The following is a 26,518-nucleotide window of genomic DNA, read 5'->3' as shown; positions in this document are numbered from 1 at the left end:
AGAGCACCGCTTGTGTGACCTGACTCCGTGAGCAGTCGCGGGGCTAGCTTCGGGCCGTCATGAACCAGCCCTCCCCGCGACAGAGCCGGGACCCGTCGACGGTTCAGGGAGCGCTGTCGGGACTGCGCGTCGTCGACCTGACCGGCGATTCGGGCCGCTTCGCAACGAAGCTGCTGACCGAACTGGGCGCCGACGTGGTGCGGGTCGGAACCGGTTCGCCGGGCTTGCCGCTGGCTGATCGGGCTGCGGCCGCGCTCGGTGGTGTGGCCGATTGGTGGTACGACGGCGGCAAGCGCCGCTGCCGGTTGGACGTGAGCACTGCCGAGGGTCGCGACGCCTACCGGCGGCTGACTGCGGCAGCCGATTTAGTGATCGAAACCGAACGCCCCGGGCGGCTGGCCGAACTGGGCATCGACTACGCGGCAGCGGCCACTGACAACCCAGCGCTGGTGCAAGTGTCGATCACGCCGTTCGGGCGTACGGGCCCGCTGGCGCAGTGGCTGGGCTCCGATCTGGTGTCGGCCGCCATGGGCGGGATGATGGCGCTCACGGGTCTGCCTGACCGCCCCCTCAACGTGTGGGGCCGGCAGGCCTACAACTACGCGGGGTTCGTGGCGGCGACCTCGGGAGTTGCCGCGGCACTGTCGGCACGTTGGACAGGTCGGGGCGCGCACGTCGACCTGTCCATTCACGAGACGGTCACCGGCTCGATCGAGAACCTGTTCATGCAGTACTTCTTCGACGACGTGTTGCCCCTGCCCAAGGTGGCTCCCCGGCAGGGCGCCCTGCACTGGCTCGGTGCATACGACCTCGCCGAGTGTCGAGGCGGCGACGGCGGCTACGTCATGATCACGCCGACCCCGACACCCGATCTGCTGTTCGAATGGATGGTCGAGACCGGCTTTGACGAGGTTGCGCGGTGGGTCGGCGCGGACCCAGCGGACGTGCTGATGGACGTGACCGAGGTCATGGACGCCGTCCGGCGCTGGATAGCGCCGCGTGATGCTCGCGAAGTGTGGTGGGAGGCGCAGGAGCGCCATGTCGCCTTCGGTGGCGTGCTGGATATTGCCGAGGTGTCCGTAAACCCGCAGTTCGCTTACCGAGAGTTCTTCGCCGAGGTAGCAGCGCCGGGGAGGATTGCTGCAAACGGCTCGCATGTGCCCGCAGGGTCAGCGACGGGCGGGGCAGGGCCGGTGCGCGTGCCGGGCCGTCTGGTGCGCTGGAGCGACGCCGGCAGGTCTGGATCGATCCCGCCGAGCCCGCCGGCCGCCCTCGACACGCCCCTCGACGAGATCTTGGCGTCATGGGCGGCACCGGCCAGCGAAGCCCGAAATGGGGCCACCGGCCGCGACACGGCCGATGATGCGAGCGGTGCAACCGCCCGCGAAACTGCGGGCGTTTCCGCTGGCCCGGTCGGCGAAGCATCACGCGTACACGACGGCGACCATCGCCCGCTTGACGGGATTCGCGTGGCCGATTTCACCTGGGTGCTCGCCGGACCGTCTGCCACGAAGCTGCTCGGCGATCTGGGTGCCGACGTGATTCGCATTCAGAGCGAGGAGCGCTCCACGCTCGTCAACTCGCCCGACTTCCCCTACTACTTCGTGTGGAACCGCTCCAAGCGCAGCGCCACGCTCGACATGAAGCATCCCGACGCGCTGGCTGCGGCCCGGCGGCTGATCGAGTCCTGCGATGTGCTCATCGAGAACTTCAGCGCCGGAGTGCTGGACGCGTGGGGTCTCGACTGGGAAACCGTCCACGAGTGGAACCCGCGGCTCGTCTACGTGACGATGTCGGGCTGCGGCCACGACGGACCGTGGCGGCATGTCATCTCGTATGCGCCGACGGTGCATGCGGTATGCGGCATCACGCACCTGACGAATTTCGCCGACCGCGGCGACGTCGGTCCGGGCTTCTCGCTCAATGACCACCTGGCGGGCTTCGCCGCAGCAGTCTCGACGGTCGGTGCGCTGTATGCCCGCGAGCGCACCGGCGAGGGGCAGCGCATCGACATGGCGCAGCTCGAAGTGGGCACCTACGCCATCGGAGCGGCAATCATCCGCCAGTCGGCCGGCGTGTCGCCGCCTCGACCCGAAGGCAACCGCGACGGCATTGCCGACCACGTTCCCAACGAGGTGTACGCGTGCAGCGATGGCTTCGTGGCGGTGACCGTGACCGAGCCGGCGCAGTGGCTGGGCCTCTCGGGCATGTTGGCCGACCTCCGACTCGACGATCCGACGCTCGCCACCGGGCAAGGCCGTCGCGATCGCCGCACGGTCATCGACCAGGTGCTCGGCGAATGGGCAGCGGGGCGCACTGCTGTCGAGGCGGCGGAGGCCTTGCAGGCCGCAGGTGTTCCTGCGGGACCGGTGCAGAGCTCCCACCAGTTGTTCGCCGACGATCCCCAGCACGCGGCTCGTGGCTTCTGGCAACCCGTGGACCATGCAGTGTTCGGCGAGCGCACCGTCGATGCTTTCGCCGGGCTGTGGAACGGCCAGCGTTGGTTCCCGCGCCATCTCAGCCCCGCCTACCTGGGCGAGCACAACTTCGACGTATGGACCGAAGTCGGCTACGACTTCGACGAAGTAGCCGAAGGCATCGGCACGGGCCTGTTCATCTGAGCCTCAGCCGGGCCCGGGCGCTCAGCGGGGCCGGACGCTGAGCACTCAGCCCTTGGCGACCTCGGCGATGAGTTCGAGCAGAGCGTCGGAGGTCTGGCGGTCTTGGGCGATTCGGTCGTCGGTGTCGTAGGTGATCTTGCGGGCGATCCGGATGCCCGAGCCACTGACTGCGGCGATGTGTGCCCGGTCTTCGCCCCGTCGCGGCGGATCAGTCACCAGCGCGGCTGTGCACGAGATGCCGGCGAGCGGCCACGGCTCGGTTCCAGGCTTCGGTGTCGAGACGAGGTACTGGGCCCGGGCCAGGCAGCCGTCGGCCATCGCCAGCGCCGCGTCGTCGGAGACGTGCGGCTCAAGTTCTGAGCCCATCAGCTCATAGAGCGATTTCACCGAGTACGGGACGCCGGCCTCAAGGATCGTGCGCGAGCCGCCCGGAATCGTCAGCAGGTCGCTCAGCGCCAGCACCCCGCCGCCCGTCACCGAAAGCACGATCCGCAACGGCGAATCGTGAATCAACCGGATGGTCTGCAGTCGTTCTTCAGCGGTCATGGCGTCCCCAGTATGTCTTGCAACCTCCAACACATGTCCGCCCAGCCCAGTGGATCGGCAAGGCAGGGGTTCACCATGGCTGGGCAGAACTGGCCACGCTCGACATCGACTGAGTGCAATAAATCATGAGCTCCGGTCGCGCTACGATGCCTAATGTTCGAACATGGCAACTGCACCTGACGCTGTGATGGCCCACTTGGAGGCAATGGAGGGTCGCCTCAATCAGCGTCTTGACAAGTCGGACGGTCGCTTCGACAAGGTGGATCGCGAGCTGGGGCAGATCAAGACCACTTTGGGCGTCATAAAGATCGAGACAAGCGCGCTGATTGATGCGGTGGCTGACATCAACTCGCGCACAGCCGGCTCCTAGACATCGGGTGGACGGTGTCTGCTGAATAGCTCGGATTCAGCGCGCCGCCAACGTTCATCTCAGATCATGTTTTTATGGTATAGACGCATACATGCTCTAGAATGCATGGCAGCAATCCGGTGCAGGTAGCACCGGTTTCTGGAGATCCGCCATGACGTTGGTACCCCCCCCCCCCCCGCAGAATGGGTAGAGGCCCAACCGTCCAGCGTCAAGTGTGATGCGTCGACGCGTGTCGGTATCCCTCGCCAGGTCGCACAGACGCCCGCTCGCGGCCTGCGCGGTGCTGGCTTTCGCAGCGGCGGGTCTCGTTGGCATCGCTGCCGAACAGCGTCCCGCCGAGGCGCAGATGGTCTCAGCCATCACCCTGGTCAAGAACACCGGTCAGAGTGCACCCGGCAGTTACGTGCTGAATTCAGGGACTCCGAGGCGGGCTCAGGCCTTCACCACCGGCTCGTCCAGCGATGGCTACGTCCTGGACTCCATCGGCATCAGATTCGAGACTATCGACTCAGGTTCAGACGCCGGCGATGAGCTGACCGTCACCCTCCAGTCGGTCGATACCGCGAACAACAACCGCCCCGCAGGTGAGCTCTGCACGCTCACCAATCCGTCTGACCTCACCGCTGCGGGGACGCACTACTTCGCGGCGCCCACTGGCGATTCCGGCACATGCCCGAAATTGAGCGCCAGCACGACCTATGCCGTGGCAGTTGCACGGGCAAACAACAACATCAACACGATCGCCCTGGCAGAAACGTCCTCCGATGCGGAAGACGAGGGGGGTGCCGCGGGCTGGACCATTTCCCACAACCGTCATCGTTACGGCGGTTCCTCCTGGGTCACACAGTTCACCACGTCCCACGTGATCGACGTGAAGGGCCATGTCAACACCGACGCCATGGGCGCACCCTCGATCACCGGCACCCCCAAGGCCGGACAGGTCCTCACCGCCGACACCTCGGGGATCACCGACACCGACGGCCTCGACGACGTCGAGTACTCCTACCAGTGGATCCGCGTCGACGGCGGCACTGACGCCGACATCCCGTCCGCCACCAACGCCACCTACACCTTGGGCCCCGCCGACGAGGGCAAGTCGGTCAAGGTAAAGGTGAGCTTCACCGACGACCTCGGCTTCGACGAGTCGCTCACCAGCGCAGCCGTCGACGTGGCCCAGAACACCGCGCCCACAGGTGCGCCCGCCATCTCGGGCACAGCCCAGGTGGGCCAGACCCTGATCGCGCTCACGTCGGGAATCGACGACGCCGACGGCCTCACGACAGCCGAATTCGAGTTCCGGTGGATCCGCACCAGCGGGGGCACCGACACCGATATCGCGCATGCGTCGTCGCAGTCCTACACCCTCGGTGCGCAAGACGAGGGCAGCACCATCAAGGTGCGGGTGAGCTTCGCCGACGACCTCAGCTTCGACGAGTCGCTCACCAGCGCGGCCACGGCGGAGGTGTCGGCTGCTGCGGTGCCGGGGTCGCGGCGGACGACCGACTTCGCGCTGAGCGGTGCGGGCTGGCCGACGGGCGTGTGGGGCAACGCCGAAACGATCTGGGTGGCGAACAACTCGATGCATGCGCTGGACAAGATCTTCGCGTATCGCCGCAGCGACGGCAGCCCTGACACCGGCAAGGACTTCGACACTCTGAACGCGGCGAACAACAACGATCCCACGGGGCTGTGTTCTGACGGGACCACGATGTTCGTGGCCGACGCCGGCGACGACAAGGTGTACGCCTACAAGATGTCGGACCGCTCCCGCGACGCCGACAAGGACATCTCGCTGCACAGCAACAACAGCAGTCCTGAGGGTTTGTGGTGCGATGCCAACACGGTGTGGGTGTCCAACGACGCAGGCGGCACCAACAACAAGATCTATGCCTACAAGCGCTCCGACGGCTCGCGTGACACGGCCAAGGAATTCGATGAGCTGCACCAGAGCAGCGGGTCTGGATCGACGAACAATTCCCAGCCGCGGGGGCTGTGGTCGAACGGGGAGACGATGTTCGTGGTGGACCGCGAGGACCGCCGGGTGTATGCGTACAAGTTCTCTGATGGGTCTGAGGACACGGCCAAGAACATCGATCTAGGCGCCGCCAACACCACCGCGCGCGGCCTGTGGTTCGACGGGCGGGTGCTGTGGGTGTCAGACCCCGACGACGACAAGCTGTACGCCTACGACCTGCCCGGCGCCCGCACCGGTCGCCAGTTCTGGTCGGGCACAGCCACGGTCACCGAGAGCGCGACCTACCACCCGACGAACAATCCCGTGATCGGGTACGACGCCGACGCTTCGGGCTTTCCGTCAAGCTCTCTCGACGGCGGCGACTTCGACTACGGGCCGACCACCTACACCTTCAGTCGCGTGAGCGTCACCCCCCTCGGCGGAGGGTTCTACCAGATATTCGCCGAGCTGGTGCCGCGGGCGGTCACGGGCGTGTGGAACAAGTGGGAGCTGGTCTCGGATGCGTCGAAGCACGTCCATCCGATCGCATCGTCGCCCACCGCCTCGACTCACAACCCCCTTGCCACTGATCCACTAGATCCAGCACACGCCACTTGGCCCACGCCGGCGGGTTGGAGCGACTCCGAGTCGGTGGAGCTGTCGTTGCGGGCGGTGCCGGCGGCGGCGAAGAGGGGGCCCAAGGTGGGGGGCATCCTTCAGGTCGGCCAGGTGGTGACCGCGGATGTGTCGGCGATCGCCGATGACAACGGCGTGTCGGCGGATTCGTTCGGCGCCTTCCAGTGGATCCACGTCGACGACGACGCCAACGAGACCGATATCGAGGGCGCCACCGACGCCGCCTACTACCTGACCGACCTCGACGTCGGCAAGCGGCTCAAGGTGCGGGTGGTGTTCAACGACTACGCCGGTTTCGAGGAGTACCCGCTCACCAGCGCGGCCAGCGCGGTGGTGGCACCCCGGCGAACCACCGCGGTGACCACCCAGGTCCGCAACACCGGCCAGACGTCTGCGGGCACGACAGGGCTGAGCCATAGCCAGACTCACCTCGGGCAGGCGTTCACGACCGGATCGAACCTCCATGGCTACGCGCTGGACTCCGTCGGGTTCCACCTTGCCTTCCCCGGCGTCGGATCTCGGGGCAGCGCCGAAGTGAAGCTCTATGAGATGGACGGCAACGGTCGTCCAGGCGATGCGCTGTGCACGCTCGACGACCCAGCCTCGTTCGCCAACTCAGGCGTCCAGACGTTCGACGCGCCCACCGGTGACAGCCCGTGCCAGACGCTTGCCGCCAACACCACCTATGCCGCCGCAGTCAGACTGACCGGCTCCTCGATTCCTGCCACCAACGTCGGCTACACCTCCACCGGCGCCGAGGACACCCTCGATCCCCCCACCGGATGGACCATCGCAGACTCGCGTCTCAGCTATGACCTCGGCAGCGATTCATGGTCGGTCACCGACAACTCGGCGTATTTCATCGAGGTCGATGCCGGGGCGGTCATCGGCACGCAGGTGAGCAACACCGGCCGGAACGTGAGCGGCATCGCGGAGACTCTGGACACCGGCATCGCCCAGCGCGCCCAGGCCTTCACGACCGGTAACAACGACGGCGGCTACGTGCTGAGTTCGGTCGGCATCAGGTTCGGCAAGATCCAGGCCGGCTCGAGTCCGGGCACTGAGCTGACCGTGACGCTCAACGAGTTCGGCGCCGGCGGCAATCCCGGCGGCGTGCTGTGCACGTTCACCAATCCGTCGGAGTTCGGCGCCTCGGGAGTGCATTTCTTCGATGCTCCCGCCGAAATCGAGCGTGCCTGCCCGCGCCTCCCTCCGATCGGGACCTACTTCGTCGTCGTCGAGCGGGCCAACGCGACCACCCAGGACATCTGGTTGACGAGATCCGGCGTCAGCTCAGACGACATCCTCACCCCGGCCACCGGCTGGAGGATCGCCAACGATGGCCTACTGAAGTCGGGCGCTGGGTGGGTGTCGCAGTCCAATGTCCACATGATCGAGGTCCGGGGCACCTCGAAGGAGCGCACCAGCATCCCCGCGACGGGCGCGCCCGCGATCTCGGGCACGGCCCGGGTGGGCCAGACCCTGATCGCGCTCGCGTCGGGAATCAACGACGAAGACGGCCTGTCAGGGGTTGAGTACACGTTCCGGTGGGTGCGCACCAGCGAGGGCACCGATACCGACATCGCGCACGCGTCGTCGCAGTCCTACACCCTCGGTGCGCAAGACGAGGGCAGCACCATCAAGGTGAGGGTGAGCTTCGCCGACGAGGCAGGTTTCTCCGAGTCGCTCACCAGCGTGGCCACCGCGCAGGTGTCGGCTGCTGCTGCGCCGGGGTCGCAGCGGACGTCGGACATCTCGGTTGCCGGCCACCAGATCGTGCCGACGGGCGTGTGGGGCAACGCCGAGACGATCTGGGTGGCGAGCAATGTGTCGGGGTCGGAAAAGATCTTTGCGTATCGCCGCCGCGACGGCGGCCGTGACACCGGCAAGGACTTCAACACTCTGGACGCGGCGGGCAACAACGTGCCCACGGGCCTGTGTTCTGACGGGACGACGATGTTCGTGGCCGACTCCGGCGACGACAAGGTGTATGGGTACAAGATGTCGGACCGCTCCCGCGACGCCGACAAGGACATCTCGCTGCACAGCAACAACAGCAGTCCTGAGGGTTTGTGGTGCGATGCGAACACGGTGTGGGTGTCCAACGACGCAGGCGGCACCAACAACAAGATCTATGCCTACAAGCGTTCCGACGGCTCGCGTGACACGGCCAAGGACTTCGATGAGCTGCACCAGAACAGCGGGTCTGGATCGACGAACAATTCCCAGCCGCGGGGGCTGTGGTCGAACGGGGAGACGATGTTCGTGGTGGACCGCGAGGACCGCCGTGTGTATGCGTACAAGCTCTCTGACGGGTCTGAGGACACGGCCAAGAACATCAACCTGCGTGGGGCCAACGCCAAAGCGCACGGTCTGTGGTTCGACGGCCGTGTGCTGTGGGTGGCAGACCCCGACGACGACAAGCTGTACGCCTACGACCTGCCCGGCGGACGCACCGGTCGCCAGTTCTGGTCGGGCACCGCCACGGTCACCGAGGCCACCAACCGGTTCGGGTACGACACCGACGCCACGGACTTCCCGTCAAGCTCACTCGACGATGACGACTTCGACTACGGGCCGACCCGCTACCGGGTCAAAGAGCTGAATCTCCTTCCGATAGCCCAGGACACGTTGACCGCCATCGTGTCGCCGCTGGTGTCCGACAGCGTGGCGACGAACTGGGAACTTGTCCTGGACGCTTCGGGGTCGCAGTACGTCTATTCGCTCGGGTCCGGAACCGACTCCTTGAGCCAGTCCACAACCAGTTGGACCAAACCTTCGCAGGGCGCGAGGTGGAGCGACATGGAGGCGGTGGAGCTGTCGTTGCGGGCGGTGCCATCCGCGGTGACGGGCGATCCAGTGGTGTCGGGGAATGTGCAGGTGACCCAGCCGGTGACGGCGGACGTGTCGGCGATCTCCGACGGCAACGGCGTGTCGGCGGAGTCGTTCGGCTACTTCCAGTGGATCCGCGTCGACGGCGGCAACGAGACCGACATCGGCGGTGCGAACGCGCAGGTGTACTACCCCGTCGACGACGACATCGGCAAACAGCTCAAGGTCCGGGTGATCTTCAACGACCACGCCGGGTTCGAGGAGTACCCCCTCACCAGCGCCGTCTCTGTGGAGGTCACGCCCCCGCCCGAATCCACCGAAGTGCTGACCCAGGTCAAGAACACCACTGTTGCAGACATTGGCCTCCTGGCGATCAACACCGGTATTCCTCGCCGCGGACAGGCATTCACGACCGGGCCGAGCCTGCACGGCTATGTGCTGGACTCCATCGGGTTCTACTTCTCCTTCGCCAATCTCGCGATGGCGGAAGGGGTCGCGGTAAGGCTCTATGAGATGGCCGAGGACGGCAATCCCGGCACTTTGCTGTGCACACTCGACGACCCGGCCATTTTCACCCAATTAAGCGTGCAGAGGTTCCGCCCGCCCACAAGCGGCAGCTTGTGCCCGACGCTGGCCCCCAACACCACCTATGCCGCCGTAGCCAGGGTGGAAGGCAGTACCACCACCGCAACCCATGTGGGCATTGTCCACAGCACCGCCGAGGACGCCCTCGACCCTGTTACCGGATGGACGGTCGCAGACGAGAACATCTGGTACTCCAACTCCTGGCAGGTCACGCCCAATCAAGCGCAAGTGATCGAAGTCAAAGCCGCGGCGGTCATCGGCACGCTGGTTGCGAACACCGGCCAGACCGCTGATTCCAGCGTGAGCAATTTGGGCACCGGGCGTCCCAAACGCGCCCAGGCGTTCACAACCGGCGCCAACGCCGGCGGCTACGAGCTGACCTCGGTGGGCATCAGGTTCGACGAGATCCACGCCAGCTCGCAGCCGGGCAGCGAGCTGACCGCGACGCTCAACGAGTTCGACGCCAGCGGCAATCCCGGAGATGTGCTGTGCACGCTCACCCACCCGGACGCCTTCGTCGGCTCCGGTGTGCAGTACTTCGACGCGCCCACAACCGACGACGACGCCTGCCCGCGGCTCTTGGCGTCGACGTCGTACCACTTCGTGCTCGAACGGTCCAACGGCACCTCCCAGACGATCTCGTTGAACAAGACCGCGAGCGACTCGCAGGACACCATCGATCCGGCCACCGGATTCACGGTCGCCGCCACCCGCCGCGATTTCGTGCAGTCGAGCGGTGCCTGGAACTCGGAGTCCCTCGCCAGCATGATCGAGGTCCGAGGCACCACGCTGGTCGTGCAGCCCGACAAGGCTCCGACGGGCGTGCCCACGATCTTGGGCACCCCCACGGTCGGCGAGATCCTCACCGCCGACACGTCAGCCATCGCCGACGGCGACGGCCTGGACCGCGCCGAGTTCTCGTACCAGTGGGTGCGTACCAGCAGCGGCTCCGACACCGACATCCCCATGGCCACCCAACAGACCTACACCCTCGCCCCCGCCGACTCGGGCACCACCATCAAGGTCAAGGCGAGCTTTGACGACGACGAAGACCACAGCTACACGCTGATCAGCGCCGCCACCGTCGAGGTGGCCGCGACTGCTCCCGCGGTGGTCGTGTCGACGTCGGCGCTGACGGTGGGCGAGGGCAGCTCCGGCACCTACACGGTGGTGCTGGCGGCTGCACCTGCCTCCGATGTGGTGATCGAGGCGGCGAAGCTGGGCGGCAGCAGCGACGTGGCGCTGTCGTCGTCGCCGTTGACGTTGACGTTTACGGTGTCGAACTGGTCAGCCCCGCAGATCGTGACGGTCACCGCCGCCGAAGACGACGACACCGCCGACGACCTCGCGGTGGTGACCCACACCGTCGACGCCGCCAACAGCGCCAACGAGTACGACGAAGTGGCCGTCGCCATCGTGGTGGTGACCGTGGCCGACAACGACACCATCAAGCTGGTGGGCAACACGGTGAACAGCGTCTTCGGAAACGAAGGTGTCGCATTGACGGCCAATACCACGAAGAGGGGACAACGGTTCCGCACTGGTCCGCAAGAGTCCGGCTACCGGGCCGGATCGGCCAGTGTGTGGTTCAACGGATACTTCGGATTGGCGCAGGGGGAGACGCCGACGCTGGCGGTTGAGGTGACGATTTTTGAGGCCGTCCCAGCCCAAGTTCCCCAAAACTTGTTCCATCCCGGTGATCTCCTGGACACCTACCTTCCTAGCGAGGCGGTGTGCACGCTCGTGAGCCCGGATTCCTATGTCGAGAATGGCGAAAACGTGTTCGCCGCGCCCGATTCGTGTCCGCCGCTCGCCCCCGATGCCTGGTATCTCATCGTGGTGGAGCGCCTCAGCACTTCGAACCACAGCGTGGGCCTGAAGGACTATGGCCACGATGCCGCACCATATGTCGACGTCGATTCAGTCCCCGGCTGGAGGACTGTCCCAGAGTGCATCTACTTCAGCAGTCAGCATGACGCCTGGGGAGAGTGCAATGAATTCGTCTTGCTCGGCTTTGAGGTCCGGGGCGGTGTTGGGGCCGTGCCTGGCTTGGACGTATCGATGTCTGCGATGGAGGTCACCGAGTTCGGGGAGGGTTCCTTCACGGCAGCGCTGACCACAGAGCCGGCCGTGGATGTGATCGTCGACATCAGCGTCATGGAGAACAGTGATTTGACGGTGTCGTCACCGTCGCTGACGTTCACGCCGGCTGATTGGAACACCCCGCAGACGGTCACGATCAGCGCGTTGAATTTCGACCTGTCCACGGCGACCAGCCCGACCGAGATGGTCTCTCTTGCGGTGGCTGAGGGGAGCTCGCCGGAGTACGTGGGCATTGCGGGCAAGAGCGTGGAGGTGACGGTCGTTGAGGGCGTCCCGGGTGTGACGGTGTCGCCGACATCGCTGCTGGTGCCCGAGGGCGGCTCGGCTGTGTACACGGTGGTTCTCGATGCGAGGCCGTCGGCTTCGGTGACGGTGGATGCGACCGTCACTGGCGGTGTGACGGTGTCGCCGTCCTCGCTGACGTTCAGTGCGAGTGATTGGTTTCGTCCCCAGTCGGTCATGGTCAGCGCGGCTCCTGACGACAACCTGCTGTATGAGTTGGTGACGGTCTCTCATGCGGTGAATCACGGCACGGCGTCGGAGTATTCGGCGGTGACCGCCGGCGATGTCGCTGTCACTGTCATCGACGACGAGGCATCGACGCTTTTCGACAACACCGGCTTGAGGGGAGCCAGCCGCGTCTTTCTTAGCCGTGAAGCAAGAGAGCTGAATCAGGCTTTCACTACCGGGCCGGGCAGCGGGGGCTTTGAGCTCGCCAATGTGGGCATCGTGCCATTTACACACGGTGCTGGATCCGCCGGAAAGATAGCGGCGGTCATCATGGCAGCGGCCTCCCCCGGCAGTCACGTACCCGGCGATGTTGTGTGCACGCTGACCGCGCCGGCGAAGTATGTGCTTGGCGCCGTGAACCTGTTCACCGCGACGGAGTCGTGCCATCTGGCGGCCGATACCACATATTTCTTCGAGCTCCGGCGTACTGACGACAACGACGAGACGTTGCGCGTATGGCTGACGCCGCTTGTTAGCGCCGATGATGACAGCGCCCCGGGCTGGTCGCTGCCGATCAAAGTCCGGAGGCGTAATCGATCAGATGCCTCCCTTCGGTCCTTTGGCGAATTCATGCAGCTCGAGATAACCGGGGCGGCGTTGCCGGGGGTGTTTGCGCCGTCGGCGTTGACGGTGGGCGAGGGCACTGACGGCACCTACACGGTGGCGCTGGCGACTGAGCCCACTTCCGATGTGGTGATCGAGTTGGCGAAGCTGGGCGGCAGCAGCGATGTGACGGTGTTGCCGGCGTCGCTGACGTTCTCGCCGTCGACTTGGGCCACCCCGCAGACCGTGACGGTTACCGGCGCCGAAGACGCTGACACTGCCGACGACCTCGCAGTTGTGAATCTCACTGTCAAGGTCGCCGACAGCGCCGCCGAGTACGCCGACATGGCTGCCCACGCCGTGGTGGTGACCGTGGCCGAGAACGACACCACCAAGCTGGCGGGCAACGTGGACGCCTTTTCTGGAGGTGACGTCCTCGGACTGACTGCCAGTTTCCCTCATCGTGTCCAGGAGTTCACTACCGGCCCACAAGGGTCCGGCTACCGGGTCGCCTCAGTCAGCCTGTGGTTCCAGGGCTACTTCGGCTTGTCCCAGGGTGACACATCGACGTTGGCGGTTGAGGTGACGATCGCTGAGGCCGTCCCGGCTCAGATCTGGGGGAACAACGATGTGTACTACAGCGGCCACATACCTGGCGAGGTGGTGTGCACGCTTGTCAGCCCGGATTCCTATGTCGAGAATGGCGAGAACGTCTTCGTTGTGCCTGCTTCGTGTCCCGCGCTTGCTCCCAATACCCGCTACCTCGTTGACGCGGAACTCCTCGGCGAATCGAACCATGCCGTCCTCATGAGGTACGCGCAGCACGATTTTCCGCCCTATGTCGACGCCGATTCAGCCGACGGCTGGCGGATGCGACGCGATTGCACTCTGTTCGAGATCGCCGATGACCGCTGGGAGGATTGCGACCAGCATGAGGCTTTTGGCCTTGAGATCCGGGGGGGTGCGGCGGCTGTGCCGGGTATTGGTGTGTCGCCGATGTCGTTGGAGGTGACGGAGTTCGGCGTGGGCACGCTCGAGGTGGAGTTGGCCTATGAGCCGGCTGGGAATGTGACGGTCGAGTTGAGCGTGGGCGATGGTCTGACGCTGTCGTCGGGGTCGCTGATGTTCACCTTGTCTGATTGGGACATCCCGCAGCCGGTCACCGTGAGCGCATTGAATTTCGACCTCGCCACGGCGGTCAGCCCGACCGAGACGGTGTCGTTGGCGGTGGCTGAGGGCAGTTCGCCTGAGTACGTGCGCGTTGCGGACGCGGGCGTGGAGGTGACCGTAGTAGAGGGTGTCGCGGGGGTGACCGTGTCCAAGGCGGTGCTGTCGGTTCCCGAGGGCGGGTCGGGCGCTTATACGGTGGCGTTGGATGCGCGGCCGTCGGCGTCGGTGACGGTCAATGTGAGCGCCACAGGTGATGTGACGGTGTCGCCGTCGAGCTTGACGTTCAGCGCTACCGATTGGCAGACCCCCAAGACGGTCATGGTCAGCGCAGCCGACGACGACGATCTGCTGTACAGCCTGGCGACGGTCTCCCATGCAGTCGTCCATGGCACGGCGTCGGAGTATTCGGCGGTGACCGCCGGCGATGTCGCTGTCACCGTCGTCGATGACGAGGCTTCAACGCTTTTGGCCAACGTCGGTCAGAAGCCAGGGGACTTTTATGTATTCACCGGGGTGGCACGGAAAACGGCCCAGAGCTTCGTCACCGGGCCGAGCAGCGGGGGGTACGACCTCGCCAGCGTCGGCCTCAATCTGCGGAACTACTCTGCGGGCTCCACGGGAGAGATCACGGCCGTCATCACGACGGCTGTCCCCTTTTCCAACCCTTACATAGTTGCCGGCGAGGCAGTGTGCACGCTGGCCGTTCCAGCCCGCTACGTGAACGGTGCCGTCAACTTGTTCATCGCGACCGAGACGTGCCATCTGGCGCCCGACACCACGTATTTCCTCCAGCTTCAGCGTTCCGACCACAACTACCCGGGAGCGGAAATATGGAGCAACGGAACGAGCGACCTCGATGATGGCAGCGCCATGGGATGGTCGCTGCCCGTCAGGCTAGAACGCGTGACCGACGGCGACCCCAGGTCTTTCTCGTCCTACGCCCAGCTTGAGATAGCCGGGGCGGCGTTGCCGGGGGTGGTGGCGCCGTCGGCGTTGACGGTGGGCGAGGGCACCAACGGCACCTACACGGTGGCGCTGGCGACTGAGCCCACTGCCGATGTGGTGATCGAGGTGGCGAAGCTGGGCGGCAGCAGCGATGTGACGGTGGCGCCGGCGTCGCTCACGTTCTCGTCGTCCACTTGGGCCACCCCGCAGACCGTGACGGTTACCGCCGCCGAAGACGCTGAGACTGCCGACGACCTCGCAGTTGTGAATCTCACTGTCAAGGTTGCCGACAGCGCCGCCGAGTACGCCGACATGGCTGCCCACGCCGTGGTGGTGACCGTGGCCGACAACGACACCACCAAGCTGGTGGGCAACGTGGACGCCTTGTCTGGAGGTGAGGTCCTCGGATTGACTGCCAATGTCCCTCATCGTGTCCAGGAGTTCACTACCGGCCCACAATGGTCCGGCTACCGGGTCGCCTCAGTGAGCCTGTGGTTCTTGGGCTACTTCGGCCTATCCCAGGGTGACACATCGACGTTGGCGGTTGAGGTGACGATCGCTGAGGCCGTCCCGGCTCAGATCTGGCAACCCGGCTTAGTTGAGTTCCTCAGAGGCCCCATACCTGGCGAGGTGGTGTGCACGCTTGTCAGCCCGGATTCCTATGTCGAGAATGGCGAGAACGTCTTCGTTGTGCCTGCTTCGTGTCCCGCGCTTGCTCCCAATACCCGCTACCTCGTTGACGCGGAACTCCTCGGCGAATCGAACCATGCCGTCCTCATGAGGTACGCGCAGCACATTACGTCGCCCTATGTCGACGCCGATTCAGCCGACGGCTGGCGGATGCGACGCGATTGCGTTGTGTTCGATGGCGTAGATGACCGCTGGGAGCATTGCGACCAGCTTGAGGCCTTTGGCCTTGAGATCCGGGGGGGTGCGGCGGCTGTGCCGGGTATTGGTGTGTCGCCGATGTCGTTGGAGGTGACGGAGTTCGGAGTGGGCACGCTCGAGGTGGAGTTGGCCCATGAGCCGGCTGGGAATGTGACTGTCGAGTTGAGCGTGGGCGGTGGTCTGACGCTGTCGTCGGGGTCGCTGATGTTCACCTTGTCTGATTGGGACATCCCGCAGCCGGTCACGGTGAGCGCATTGAATTTCGACCTGGCCACGGCGTCCAGCCCGACCGAGACGGTCTCGGTTTCGGTGGCCGACGGCAGCTCACCTGAGTACTTGCGCGGTGCGGGCGCCAGCGTTGAGGTGACCGTCGTTGAGGGCGTCCCGGGGGTGACGGTGTCGGAGGCGCTGCTGTCGGTTCCCGAAGGCGGTTCGGGCACCTACACGGTGGCGCTCAATGCGAGGCCGTCGGCTTCGGTGACGGTCAATGTGAGCGTCACCGGTGATGTGACGGTGTCGCCGTCGAGCCTGACGTTCAGCGCTACCGATTGGCAGACCCCCAAGACGGTCATGGTCAGCGCAGCCGATGACGACGATCTGCGGCACAGCCTGGCGACGGTCTCCCATGCCGTCGTCCATGGCACGGCGTCGGAGTATTCGGCGGTGACCGCCGCTGATGTCGCCGTCATCGTCGTCGATGATGAGGCTTCGACGCTGGCCGCCAACACCGGTCAGGACCGAGACGAACTTCTCAACTTCAGATCGGCTTTCCGGAAGGCGGCCCAGGCCTTCGCCACCGGGTCGAACAGCGGGGGCTACGAACTCGCCAGCGTCGGCGTCGTGCCGCGGTCCTACACAGATGCCCCTTCCGGGGAGATCACGGCGGTCATCAACTCGGCGGTCTCCGACGCCACCCTTGGCTACGTATCCGGCGAGGCGGTGTGCACGCTGAGCGCGCCGGCGCACTATGTGCCTGGGGCCGTGAATCTGTTCGTCGCGACGGCCTCGTGCAATCTCGCGGCCGACACCTCGTACTTCTTCGAGCTTCAGCGTTCCGCCAACAGCGATCCGGCAATCGAGATATGGGGCACGGCTGCCAGCGGCCTCGATGATGGCAGCGCCATGGGCTGGTCGCTGCCCCACAGCGAACAGATAACCGTCGGCACTACCACCGCCAGTACGGTGCCGACGAGATACATGCAGCTTGAGATAGCCGGCGCGGCACTGCCGGCAGTGGTGGTGTCGGAGACGTCGCTGACGGTGGACGAGGGCGATACGGGCACATACACGGTGGCGCTGGGGCTGGCGCCGACGTCGGATGTGGTGATCGATGTCGGGTTTGGCGATGGCAGCGACAGCGATGTGACGGTTTTGCCGGCGTCGCTGACGTTCACGCCGCAGAACTGGGCGGCCGCCCAGGACGTGACGGTCAGCGCCGGCCAGGACGTTGACAGCACAGATGACACCGCGACGGTGACGCACGCGGTCAACGCCGCCAACAGTGCCGATGAGTACGACAGCGTGTCCGTCGACAGTGTGTCGGTGACGGTGACTGACGACGAAACGGGCAGCGACGCGGTGACGGTGTCGGTGTCGGAGCTGGCCCTGAACGAGGCCGGAACGGGCACATACACCGTGGTGCTGGGTGCTGAGCCGACGTCGGATGTGGTGATCGATGTGGCGTTTGGCGATGGCAGCGACAGCGATGTGGAGGTGAGCACTGACGGTGTGAATTTTGGGTCGACGGCGACCTTGACGTTCACGTCGTCGACTTGGAGCGCCGAGCAGACGGTGACGGTCAGTGCCGCGGCCGATGACGACAGCGTCAATGACACCGCGACGGTGACGCACACGGTGAATGACGACGACAGTGCGGATGAGTACGACGGCGTGTCCATTGCCAGCGTGACGGTGGAGGTGACTGACGACGACCCCGTGGGGCTGACGCTGTCGACGACGTCGTTGGATTTTCACACCGAGGGGCAGACCAACGGTTTGACGTACTCGGTGAAGCTGGATTCGGAGCCGTCTGGTGAGGTGACGGTGGATATCACGCTGGTGGATCTTGAGTCGTATGAGACAGTGACGGTGAGCACTGACGGCACGTTTGGCACGACGGCCAGCTTGACGTTCGATTCGTCGAATTGGTCGACTCCGCAGGTGGTGACGGTGTTGTCGCCTGTTGATGACAACGGCGCTGATGTCGCGGCGAAGATCCGTCATACGGTTGCTGCGGGCAGTGCTGCTGAGTACGTGGGTGTGACTGCGGATCTGCCGGTGACCGTCCCCGACTTCACCTTCTTGTTCGTGACTACGAAATTTGATGGCGGAGCCGCGGTGTTGGAGGGCGGCTCGGAGGACTTCGAGGTCGTCCTGACCGTTCTGCCGACCGCGAACGTGACGGTCGACATCGCTGCCAGCGGCGCTTTGACGGTGAGCACTGATGGGAATTTTGCATCGTCGGTCAGCTTGCTGTTCACGCCGTCAAACTGGGAGACCGCTCAGATAGTGACGGTGTCCGCAGCCCAGGACGACGGCAACCAGGTCCATGAGACCGAGAGTCTCACAACTACGGTGGCGGCTGGCAGCGCGGCGGAGTATGTGGCTAAGTTCTCGTCGTTCACCCGCAGCGTTGTTGTGGCTGATGACGACACCGGTGCGGGGGTGACGGTGTCGCCGGTGTCGTTGGAGGTCGAAGAGGGCGACAGTGTCGGCAGCACCTACACGGTGGTGCTGGATGCGTTGCCGTCGACGCCGGTGGCTGTGTCGGTTGTTGCTGAGGACGGTTCTGATGTGACCGTGGACCTCGAGCGGTTGGTGTTCGAAACGGGGAACTGGAATACGCCCCAGACGGTGACAGTGACTGCTGCGGGTGACGCTGACATGGTCGCGGACTCGGTGGCCATCAGTCACGCCGTCGAGGCCAGGTACTTCAGCCTCTTCGACCTTTACAGCGCGTTGGAGTATGTGGCGCTGGCCAGCGTGGACGGCGTGGATGTGACGGTGGTCGATGACGACGGCCCGTCGGTGTCGGTGTCGGAGCTGGCGGTGGGCGAGGGCGGCACGGGGACCTACACGGTGGTGCTGAATGTCGCGCCGACGTCGGATGTGGTGATCGACGTGGCGTTTGGCGATGGCAGCGACGGCGATGTGTCGGTGAGCACCGACGGTGTGAATTTTGGGTCGACCGCGACCTTGACGTTCACGTCGTCGACTTGGAGCACCGTGCAGACGGTGACGGTCAGCGCCGCGGCCGATGACGACAGCGTCGATGACACCGCGACGGTGACTCACACCGTCGACGATGCCCAGAGCGACAACAACTACGACGGCGTGCCGATCCCCAGTGTCGCGGTGACCGTGGCCGACGACGATTCGAAGGTGATCGTGTCGGTGTCGGAGCTGGCGGTGGTTGAGGCCGGTACGGGCTCCTACACGGTGGTGCTGGGGCTGGCGCCGGGCTCGGATGTGGTGGTCGATGTGGCGTTTGGCGATGGCAGCGACAGCGATGTGTCGGTGAGCACCGACGCCGTGAATTTTGCGGCGACGGCGACGCTGACGTTCACGTCGTCGAACTGGGCGACCGTGCAGACGGTGACGGTGAAGGCTGCGGGGGACGACGACAGTGTCGATGACACGGCGATGGTGACCCACACCGTCGACGACGCCAGCAGCGACGATGCGTTCGACGGGCTGTCGATCGCCAGCGTGGACGTGACGGTGGACGACGACGACCCCGTGGGGCTGACGTTGTCGAAGACGTCGCTGGCGTTTACCCATGAGGGGCAGAACGGTGTGTCCTACTCGGTGGAGCTGGATTCGGAGCCGTCTGGTGAGGTGACGGTGGATATCACGCTGGTGGATCTTGAGTCGCATGAGACAGTGACGGTGAGCACTGACGGCACGTTTGGCACGACGGCCAGCTTGACGTTCGATTCGTCGAATTGGTCGACTCCGCAGGTGGTGACGGTGAAGTCGCCTGTTGATGACAACGGCGCTGATGTCGCGGCGAAGATCCGCCATACAGTTGCTGCGGGCAGTGCTGCTGAGTACGTGGGTGTGACTGCGGATCTGCCGGTGACCGTCCTCGACTTCACCATCTTGTTCGTGACTACGATCTTTGATGGCGGAAACACGGTGCTCGAGGGCGGCTCGAAGGACTTCGAGGTCGCCCTGTCCGCTGTGCCGACCGCGAACGTGACGGTCGACATCGCTGCCAGCGGCGCTTTGACGGTGAGCACTGATGGGAATTTTGCATCGTCGGTCAGCTTGTTGTTCACGCCGTCAAACTGGGAGACCGACCAGATCGTGACGGTGTCCGCAGCCCAGGACGACGGCAACCAGGTCCATGAGACCGAGAGTCTCAGAACTACGGTGGCGGCTGGCAGCGCGGCGGAGTATGTGGCCAAGTTCACGGCGCAAACCCGCAGCGTTGTTGTGGCTGATGACGACACCGGTGCGGGGGTGACGGTGTCGCCGGCGACGTTGGAGGTGGCTGAGGGCAGCACCGGCAGCAACGACATTGCCGGCAGCACCTACATGGTTGTGCTTGACGCGTTGCCGTCGACGCCGGTGGCGGTGTCGGTTGTTGCTGAGGACGGTTCTGATGTGACCGTGGACCTCGACGAGTTGGTGTTCGACACGGGGAACTGGAATACGCCCCAGACGGTGACGGTGACCGCTGCGGGTGACGCAGACATGGTCGCGGACTCGGTGGCCATCAGTCACGCCGTTGCAGCCGTGTTCAGCGCCGGTTCCAAGTACAGCGCGTTGGAGTATGTGGCGCTGGCCAGTGTGGACGGCGTGGATGTGACGGTGGTCGATGACGACGGCCCGACGGTGTCGGTGTCGGAGCTGGCGGTGGGCGAGGGCGGCACGGGGACCTACACGGTGGTGCTGAACGTCGCGCCGACGTCGGATGTGGTGATTGATGTGGCGTTTGGCGATGGCAGCGACAGCGATGTGCAGGTGAGCACTGACGGTGTGAATTTTGGGTCGACGGCGACCTTGACGTTCACGTCGTCGGACTGGGCGACCGTGCAGACGGTGACGGTCAGCGCCGCGGCCGATGACGACAGCGTCGATGACACCGCGACGGTGACGCACGCGGTGAACGACGCCAGCAGCGACAACGCTTACGACGGCGTGCCGATCGCCAGTGTGGACGTGACGGTGGACGACAGCAGTTCGGTGGGGCTGACGTTGTCGACGTCGTCGTCGGATTTTGCCGCCGAGGGGCAGACCGGTGTGTCCTACACGGTGGCGCTGGACTCGCAGCCCACCGCCGATGTGACGGTGGACATCACGGTGCAGGACCTGGCGTCATATGAGACAGTGACGGTGAGCACTGACGGCACGTTCGGCACGACGGCCAGCTTGACGTTCGATGCGTCGAATTGGTCGACTCCGCAGGTGGTGACGGTGTTGTCGCCTGCTGATGACAACGGCGCTGATGTCGCGGCGAAGATCCGTCATGCGGTTGCTGCGGGCAGTGCTGCTGAGTACGTGGGTGTGACCGCGGATCTGCCGGTGACCGTCCCCGACATCACCATCGTGTTTGTGACTGCGAACTTTGACGGCGGAGCCGCGGTGCTCGAGGGCGGCACGAAGGACTTCAAGGTCGCCATGTCCGCTGCGCCGACCGCGAACGTGACGGTCAACGTCAACGCCAGCGGCGCTTTGACGGTGAGCACTGATGGGAATTTTGCTTCGTCGGTCAGCTTGCTGTTCACGCCGTCAAACTGGGAGACCCCTCAGATCGTGACGGTGGCTGCGGCTCAAGACGTCAATCAGGTCCATGAGACCGAGAGCCTCGTTCTTACGGTGGCGGCGGGCAGCGCGGCGGAGTATGTGGCCGAGGTCTCGTCGCTCACCCGCAGCGTTGTGGTGGCGGATGACGACACGTCGGCGGGGGTGACGGTGTCGCCGGCGACGTTGGAGATGGCTGAGGGCAGCACCGGCAGCAACGACATTGCCGACAGCACCTACACGGTCGTGCTTGACGCGTTGCCGTCGACGCCGGTGGCGGTGTCGGTTACTGCCGAGGACGACTCGGGTGTGACCGTTAGCCCTGAGCAGCTGGTCTTCTACACGTCGAACTGGTCGACGCCGCAGACGGTGACGGTGACCGCGGCCGCTGATGACGCTGACGTGGTCGCGGACTCGGCGGCCATCAGTCACGCCGTGGAGGCCGAGTTCAGCCACGGCTCCAATAACAGCGCGTTGGAGTATGTGGCGCTGGCCAGCGTGGACGGCGTGGCGGTGACGGTGGTCGATGACGATGGCCCGACGGTGTCGGTGTCGGAGCTGGCGGTGGGCGAGGGCGGCACGGGCACCTACACGGTGGTGCTGAACGTTGCGCCGGCTTCTGATGTGGTGATCGATGTGGCGGTGACGGGTGACAGCGATGTGCAGGTGAGCACTGACGGTGTGAATTTTGGGTCGACGGCGTCATTGACGTTCACGTCGTCGGACTGGAACATGGCCCAGACGGTGACGGTGAGTGCGGCCGCGGATGACGACAAGGCCGATGACACCGCGACGGTGACCCACACCGTGGACGATTCCCAGAGCGACGACGATTACGACGGCGTGCCGATCGACAGTGTGGCCGTGAGCGTGGACGACGACGATGTGGGGGTGTCGGTGTCGCCCACGGAGTTGGGTGTGGATGAGGGTTCCAGTGCCGGGTATGACGTGGTGCTCGAGGTGGCGCCGGGCTCCGATGTGGTGATCGATGTGGCAGTAACGGGTGACGGCGACGTGACGGTGTCGCCCTCCACCCTGACGTTCACGGCGTTGAACTGGTCCACCGTGCAGACGGTGACGGTGAGTGCGGCCGCGGATGCCGACAAGGTCGATGACACCGCGACGGTGACCCACACGGTGGACGATTCCCAGAGCGACGATGATTACGACGGGCTGAGCATCGACAGTGTGGCCGTGAGCGTGGACGATGACGATGTGGGGGTGTCGGTGTCGCCCACGGAGTTGGGTGTGGATGAGGGTTCCAGTGCCGGGTATGACGTGGTGCTCGAGGTGGCGCCGGGCTCCGATGTGGTGATCGATGTGGCGGTGACGGGTGACGGCGACGTGTCGGTGTCGCCGGCGACGTTGACGTTCACGGCGTTGAACTGGTCCACCGTGCAGACGGTGACGGTGAGTGCGGCCGCGGATGCCGACAGGGTCGATGACGCCGCGACGGTGACCCATACGGTGGACGATTCCCAGAGCGATGATGATTACGACGGCTTGTCGATCGACAGTGTGGCCGTGAGTGTGGACGATGACGATGTGGGGGTGTCGGTGTCGCCGACCGAGCTCGGTGTGGATGAGGGTTCCAGTGCCGGGTATGACGTGGTGCTCGAGGTGGCGCCGGGCTCCGATGTGGTGATCGATGTGGCAGTGAGCGGCGACGGCGACGTGTCGGTGTCGCCCTCCACCCTGACGTTCACGGCGTTGAACTGGTCGACCGCGCAGACGGTGACGGTGTCCGCGGCCGCGGATGCCGACAGGGTCGATGACGCCGCGACGGTGACCCATACGGTGGACGATTCCCAGAGCGACGATGATTACGACGGCTTGTCGATCGACAGTGTGGCCGTGAGTGTGGACGATGACGATGTGGGGGTGTCGGTGTCGCCGACCGAGCTCGGTGTCGGTGAGGGTTCCAGTGCCGGGTATGACGTGGTGCTGGAGGTGGCGCCGGGCTCTGATGTGGTGATCGATGTGGCGGTGACGGGTGACGGCGACGTGTCGGTGTCACCGGCGACGTTGACGTTCACGGCGTTGAACTGGTCGACGGCGCAGACGGTGACGGTGAGTGCGGCCGCCGATGCCGACAAGGTCGATGACACCGCGACGGTGACCCATACGGTGGACGATTCCCAGAGCGACGATGATTACGACGGGCTGAGCATCGACAGTGTGGCCGTGAGTGTGGACGATGACGATGTGGGGGTGTCGGTGTCGCCCACCGAGCTCGGTGTCGGTGAGGGTTCCAGTGCCGGGTATGACGTGGTGCTCGAGGTGGCGCCGGGCTCCGATGTGGTGATCGATGTGGCGGTGAGCGGTGACGGCGACGTGTCGGTGTCGCCCTCCACCCTGACGTTCACGGCGTTGAACTGGTCCACGGCGCAGACGGTGACGGTGAGTGCGGCCGCCGATGCCGACAAGGTCGATGACACCGCGACGGTGACCCATACGGTGGACGATTCCCAGAGCGACGATGATTACGACGGGCTGAGCATCGACAGTGTGGCCGTGAGTGTGGACGATGACGATGTGGGGGTGTCGGTGTCGCCGACCGAGCTCGGTGTCGGTGAGGGTTCCAGTGCCGGTTATGACGTTGTGCTCGAGGTGGCGCCGGGCTCTGATGTGGTGATCGATGTGGCGGTGACGGGTGACGGCGACGTGTCGGTGTCACCGGCGACGTTGACGTTCACGGCGTTGAACTGGTCGACGGCGCAGACGGTGACGGTGAGTGCGGCCGCCGATGCCGACAAGGTCGATGACACCGCGACGGTGACCCATACGGTGGACGATTCCCAGAGCGATGATGATTACGACGGCTTGTCGATCGACAGTGTGGCCGTGAGTGTGGACGATGACGATGTGGGGGTGTCGGTGTCGCCCACCGAGCTCGGTGTCGGTGAGGGTTCCAGTGCCGGGTATGACGTGGTGCTGGAGGTGGCGCCGGGCTCTGATGTGGTGATCGATGTGGCGGTGACGGGTGACGGCGACGTGTCGGTGTCACCGGCGACGTTGACGTTCACGGCGTTGAACTGGTCGACGGCGCAGACGGTGACGGTGAGTGCGGCCGCCGATGCCGACAAGGTCGATGACACCGCGACGGTGACCCATACGGTGGACGATTCCCAGAGCGATGATGATTACGACGGCTTGTCGATCGACAGTGTGGCCGTGAGTGTGGACGATGACGATGTGGGGGTGTCGGTGTCGCCCACCGAGCTCGGTGTCGATGAGGGTTCCAGTGCCGGGTATGACGTGGTGCTGGAGGTGGCGCCGGGCTCTGATGTGGTGATCGATGTGGCGGTGAGCGGTGACGGCGACGTGTCGGTGTCGCCCTCCACCCTGACGTTCACGGCGTTGAACTGGTCCACGGCGCAGACGGTGACGGTGAGTGCGGCCGCCGATGCCGACAAGGCCGATGACACCGCGACGGTGACCCACACGGTGGACGATGCCCAGAGCGACGACGATTACGACGGGCTGAGCATCGACAGTGTGGCCGTCAGCGTGGACGACACCACAAACAGTTCTGCGATGGGGGCTCCGACGATCTCGGGCACTGCTCAGGTGGACGAGACCGTGACCGCGTCGGTGTCGGGGATCACCGATGCCGACGGACTGTCGGGGGTGCAGTTCAACTATCAGTGGATCCGCACCAGCAGCGGCACCGATACCGACATCCCCAATGCCACTAACCAGACCTACCAGCTGGCCCCAGCCGACGAGGGAGCCACCATCAAGGTGCGTGTCAGCTTCACCGATCAGGCCGGCCATTCCGAGTCGCTCATCAGCGTCCCGACCGTGGTGGTGCTCGCCGCTGCTGTAGTCAACAGTTCTGCGATGGGGGCTCCGACGATCTCGGGCACTGCTCAGGTGGACGAGACCGTGACCGCGTCGGTGTCGGGGATCACCGATGCCGACGGACTGTCGGGGGTGCAGTTCAACTATCAGTGGATCCGCACCAGCAGCGGCACCGATACCGACATCCCCAATGCCACTAACCAGAGCTACCAGCTGGCCCCAGCCGACGAGGGAGCCACCATCAAGGTGCGTGTCAGCTTCACCGATCAGGCCGGCCATTCCGAGTCGCTCATCAGCGTCCCGACCGTCGCAGTGCGAACGGCCGACGATCCGGGTCTTGCGGTGACCAATGTGGAGGTCACCAAGGGCGGCGGCCCAACCGCGACCACAGTGGTCACTGAGACCAACGGCTACGTGCAGGCCCGTGTGCGGCTGGCATGGGACGCTCCGGTGGCCCAGGTCGACGAAGTGGTGGGCTACCGGGTGGAGCGGCGTACCCACTACTGCTACGCCGACCCTGCTGGGGTGGACCGGCTGACGTTCTGGTCCAAAGTCAACGAGTGGGACTTCGAACAGGCAACGGCGCGCCATGCCGGCGACGAGTTTTCGGTAGATCCATCCCAGCTCAGCTTCGTGGACCTGGGCCACTCCAGAACTTATGTAGGCGACGACGGCACCGAATACACCACGCAGCCCTCAGGAGTGTCGCTGAGCTCCGCAGAATCAGGCAACGGCGCATTCGTCACGATCAGGCGCGAGTACCGGATCGTCACGATCCGCGACGACGCCGAACCGGTGTATTCCTCCAGCTTGCTTGTTGGCTATGACCACACCGCCTCGGGCAACAACCGCATAACCGTCACGCCCCAGCCGACCGAGCTCTCCGAGCCCAACTGCGCCGGTACCGCGCCGGCGATCACGCTCGGCGACATCGCAGTGACCGCCATCGGGACCACCACCGCAACGGTCACCGTGCCGATCGACAACGCCGACAACACCTGGGTGTACTTCGGCTACGCCACCAACACGATCGGGTGGCAATACCGCTACGTGCGTGTCTCGTCGAGCACCGCCACGGTCACCCTCACCGGCCTCGAACCGGGCACCAGGTATTACGTACAGGCATCGCTGGATCAAGGATTCGATTTCGGCAGAAACCGCGTCACCAACTTCGACACCCTGCCCGGCAACTAGCAAGGTGCTAGCAGAGATGGGTCTGGCAAGATACGCAAGCCTCTGACCTGCGGTTTTGGGTTCGCAACA

4 protein-coding genes are annotated in these 26,518 nt (G+C 64.9%); 3 read left to right on the top strand and 1 reads right to left on the bottom strand.

Translation table 11 applies throughout. The features are described 5' to 3' along the window. The first annotated feature begins 59 nt into the window (after positions 1–59). Positions 60–2,621 (top strand): CoA transferase, encoded by a 2,562-nt coding sequence (locus ACOOHB_RS12025; RefSeq protein ID WP_420445081.1) that lies wholly within the window; start codon positions 60–62, stop codon positions 2,619–2,621. Positions 2,622–2,666: 45 nt separating this feature from the next. Here ACOOHB_RS12025 and ACOOHB_RS12020 read toward each other — a convergent pair whose 3' ends face one another. Further along, positions 2,667–3,167: a hypothetical protein gene (locus ACOOHB_RS12020; protein ID WP_420445080.1), complete on the bottom strand. Its 501-nt coding sequence runs from the start codon at positions 3,165–3,167 to the stop codon at positions 2,667–2,669. A 163-nt stretch (positions 3,168–3,330) separates the two neighbouring features. Between ACOOHB_RS12020 and ACOOHB_RS12015 the strand changes: the two genes are divergently transcribed. Beyond that, entirely contained in the window at positions 3,331–3,537 is a 207-nt protein-coding gene (locus ACOOHB_RS12015) for a hypothetical protein (protein WP_420445079.1), read from the top strand. 280 nt (positions 3,538–3,817) lie between these two features. After that, on the top strand, positions 3,818–26,449 hold the full coding sequence (locus ACOOHB_RS12010) for a choice-of-anchor R domain-containing protein (protein WP_420445078.1): 22,632 nt from the start codon (positions 3,818–3,820) through the stop codon (positions 26,447–26,449). Positions 26,450–26,518: the final 69 nt, after the last annotated feature.

This window comes from Candidatus Poriferisodalis sp. (assembly GCF_965215815.1).
Lineage (GTDB): Bacteria > Actinomycetota > Acidimicrobiia > Acidimicrobiales > Poriferisodalaceae > Poriferisodalis.
Note: the sequence above shows the minus strand (reverse complement) of the source record. Positions and strands in the feature narration are given on the sequence as shown.

What these genes read in the sequence shown, in the direction of transcription:
- ACOOHB_RS12025 (WP_420445081.1), top strand. Translation starts at nt 60, where the DNA reads ATGAACCAGCCCTCCCCGCGACAGAGCCGGGACCCGTCGACGGTTCAG.
- ACOOHB_RS12020 (WP_420445080.1), bottom strand. Translation starts at nt 3,167, where the DNA reads ATGACCGCTGAAGAACGACTGCAGACCATCCGGTTGATTCACGATTCG.
- ACOOHB_RS12015 (WP_420445079.1), top strand. Translation starts at nt 3,331, where the DNA reads ATGGCAACTGCACCTGACGCTGTGATGGCCCACTTGGAGGCAATGGAG.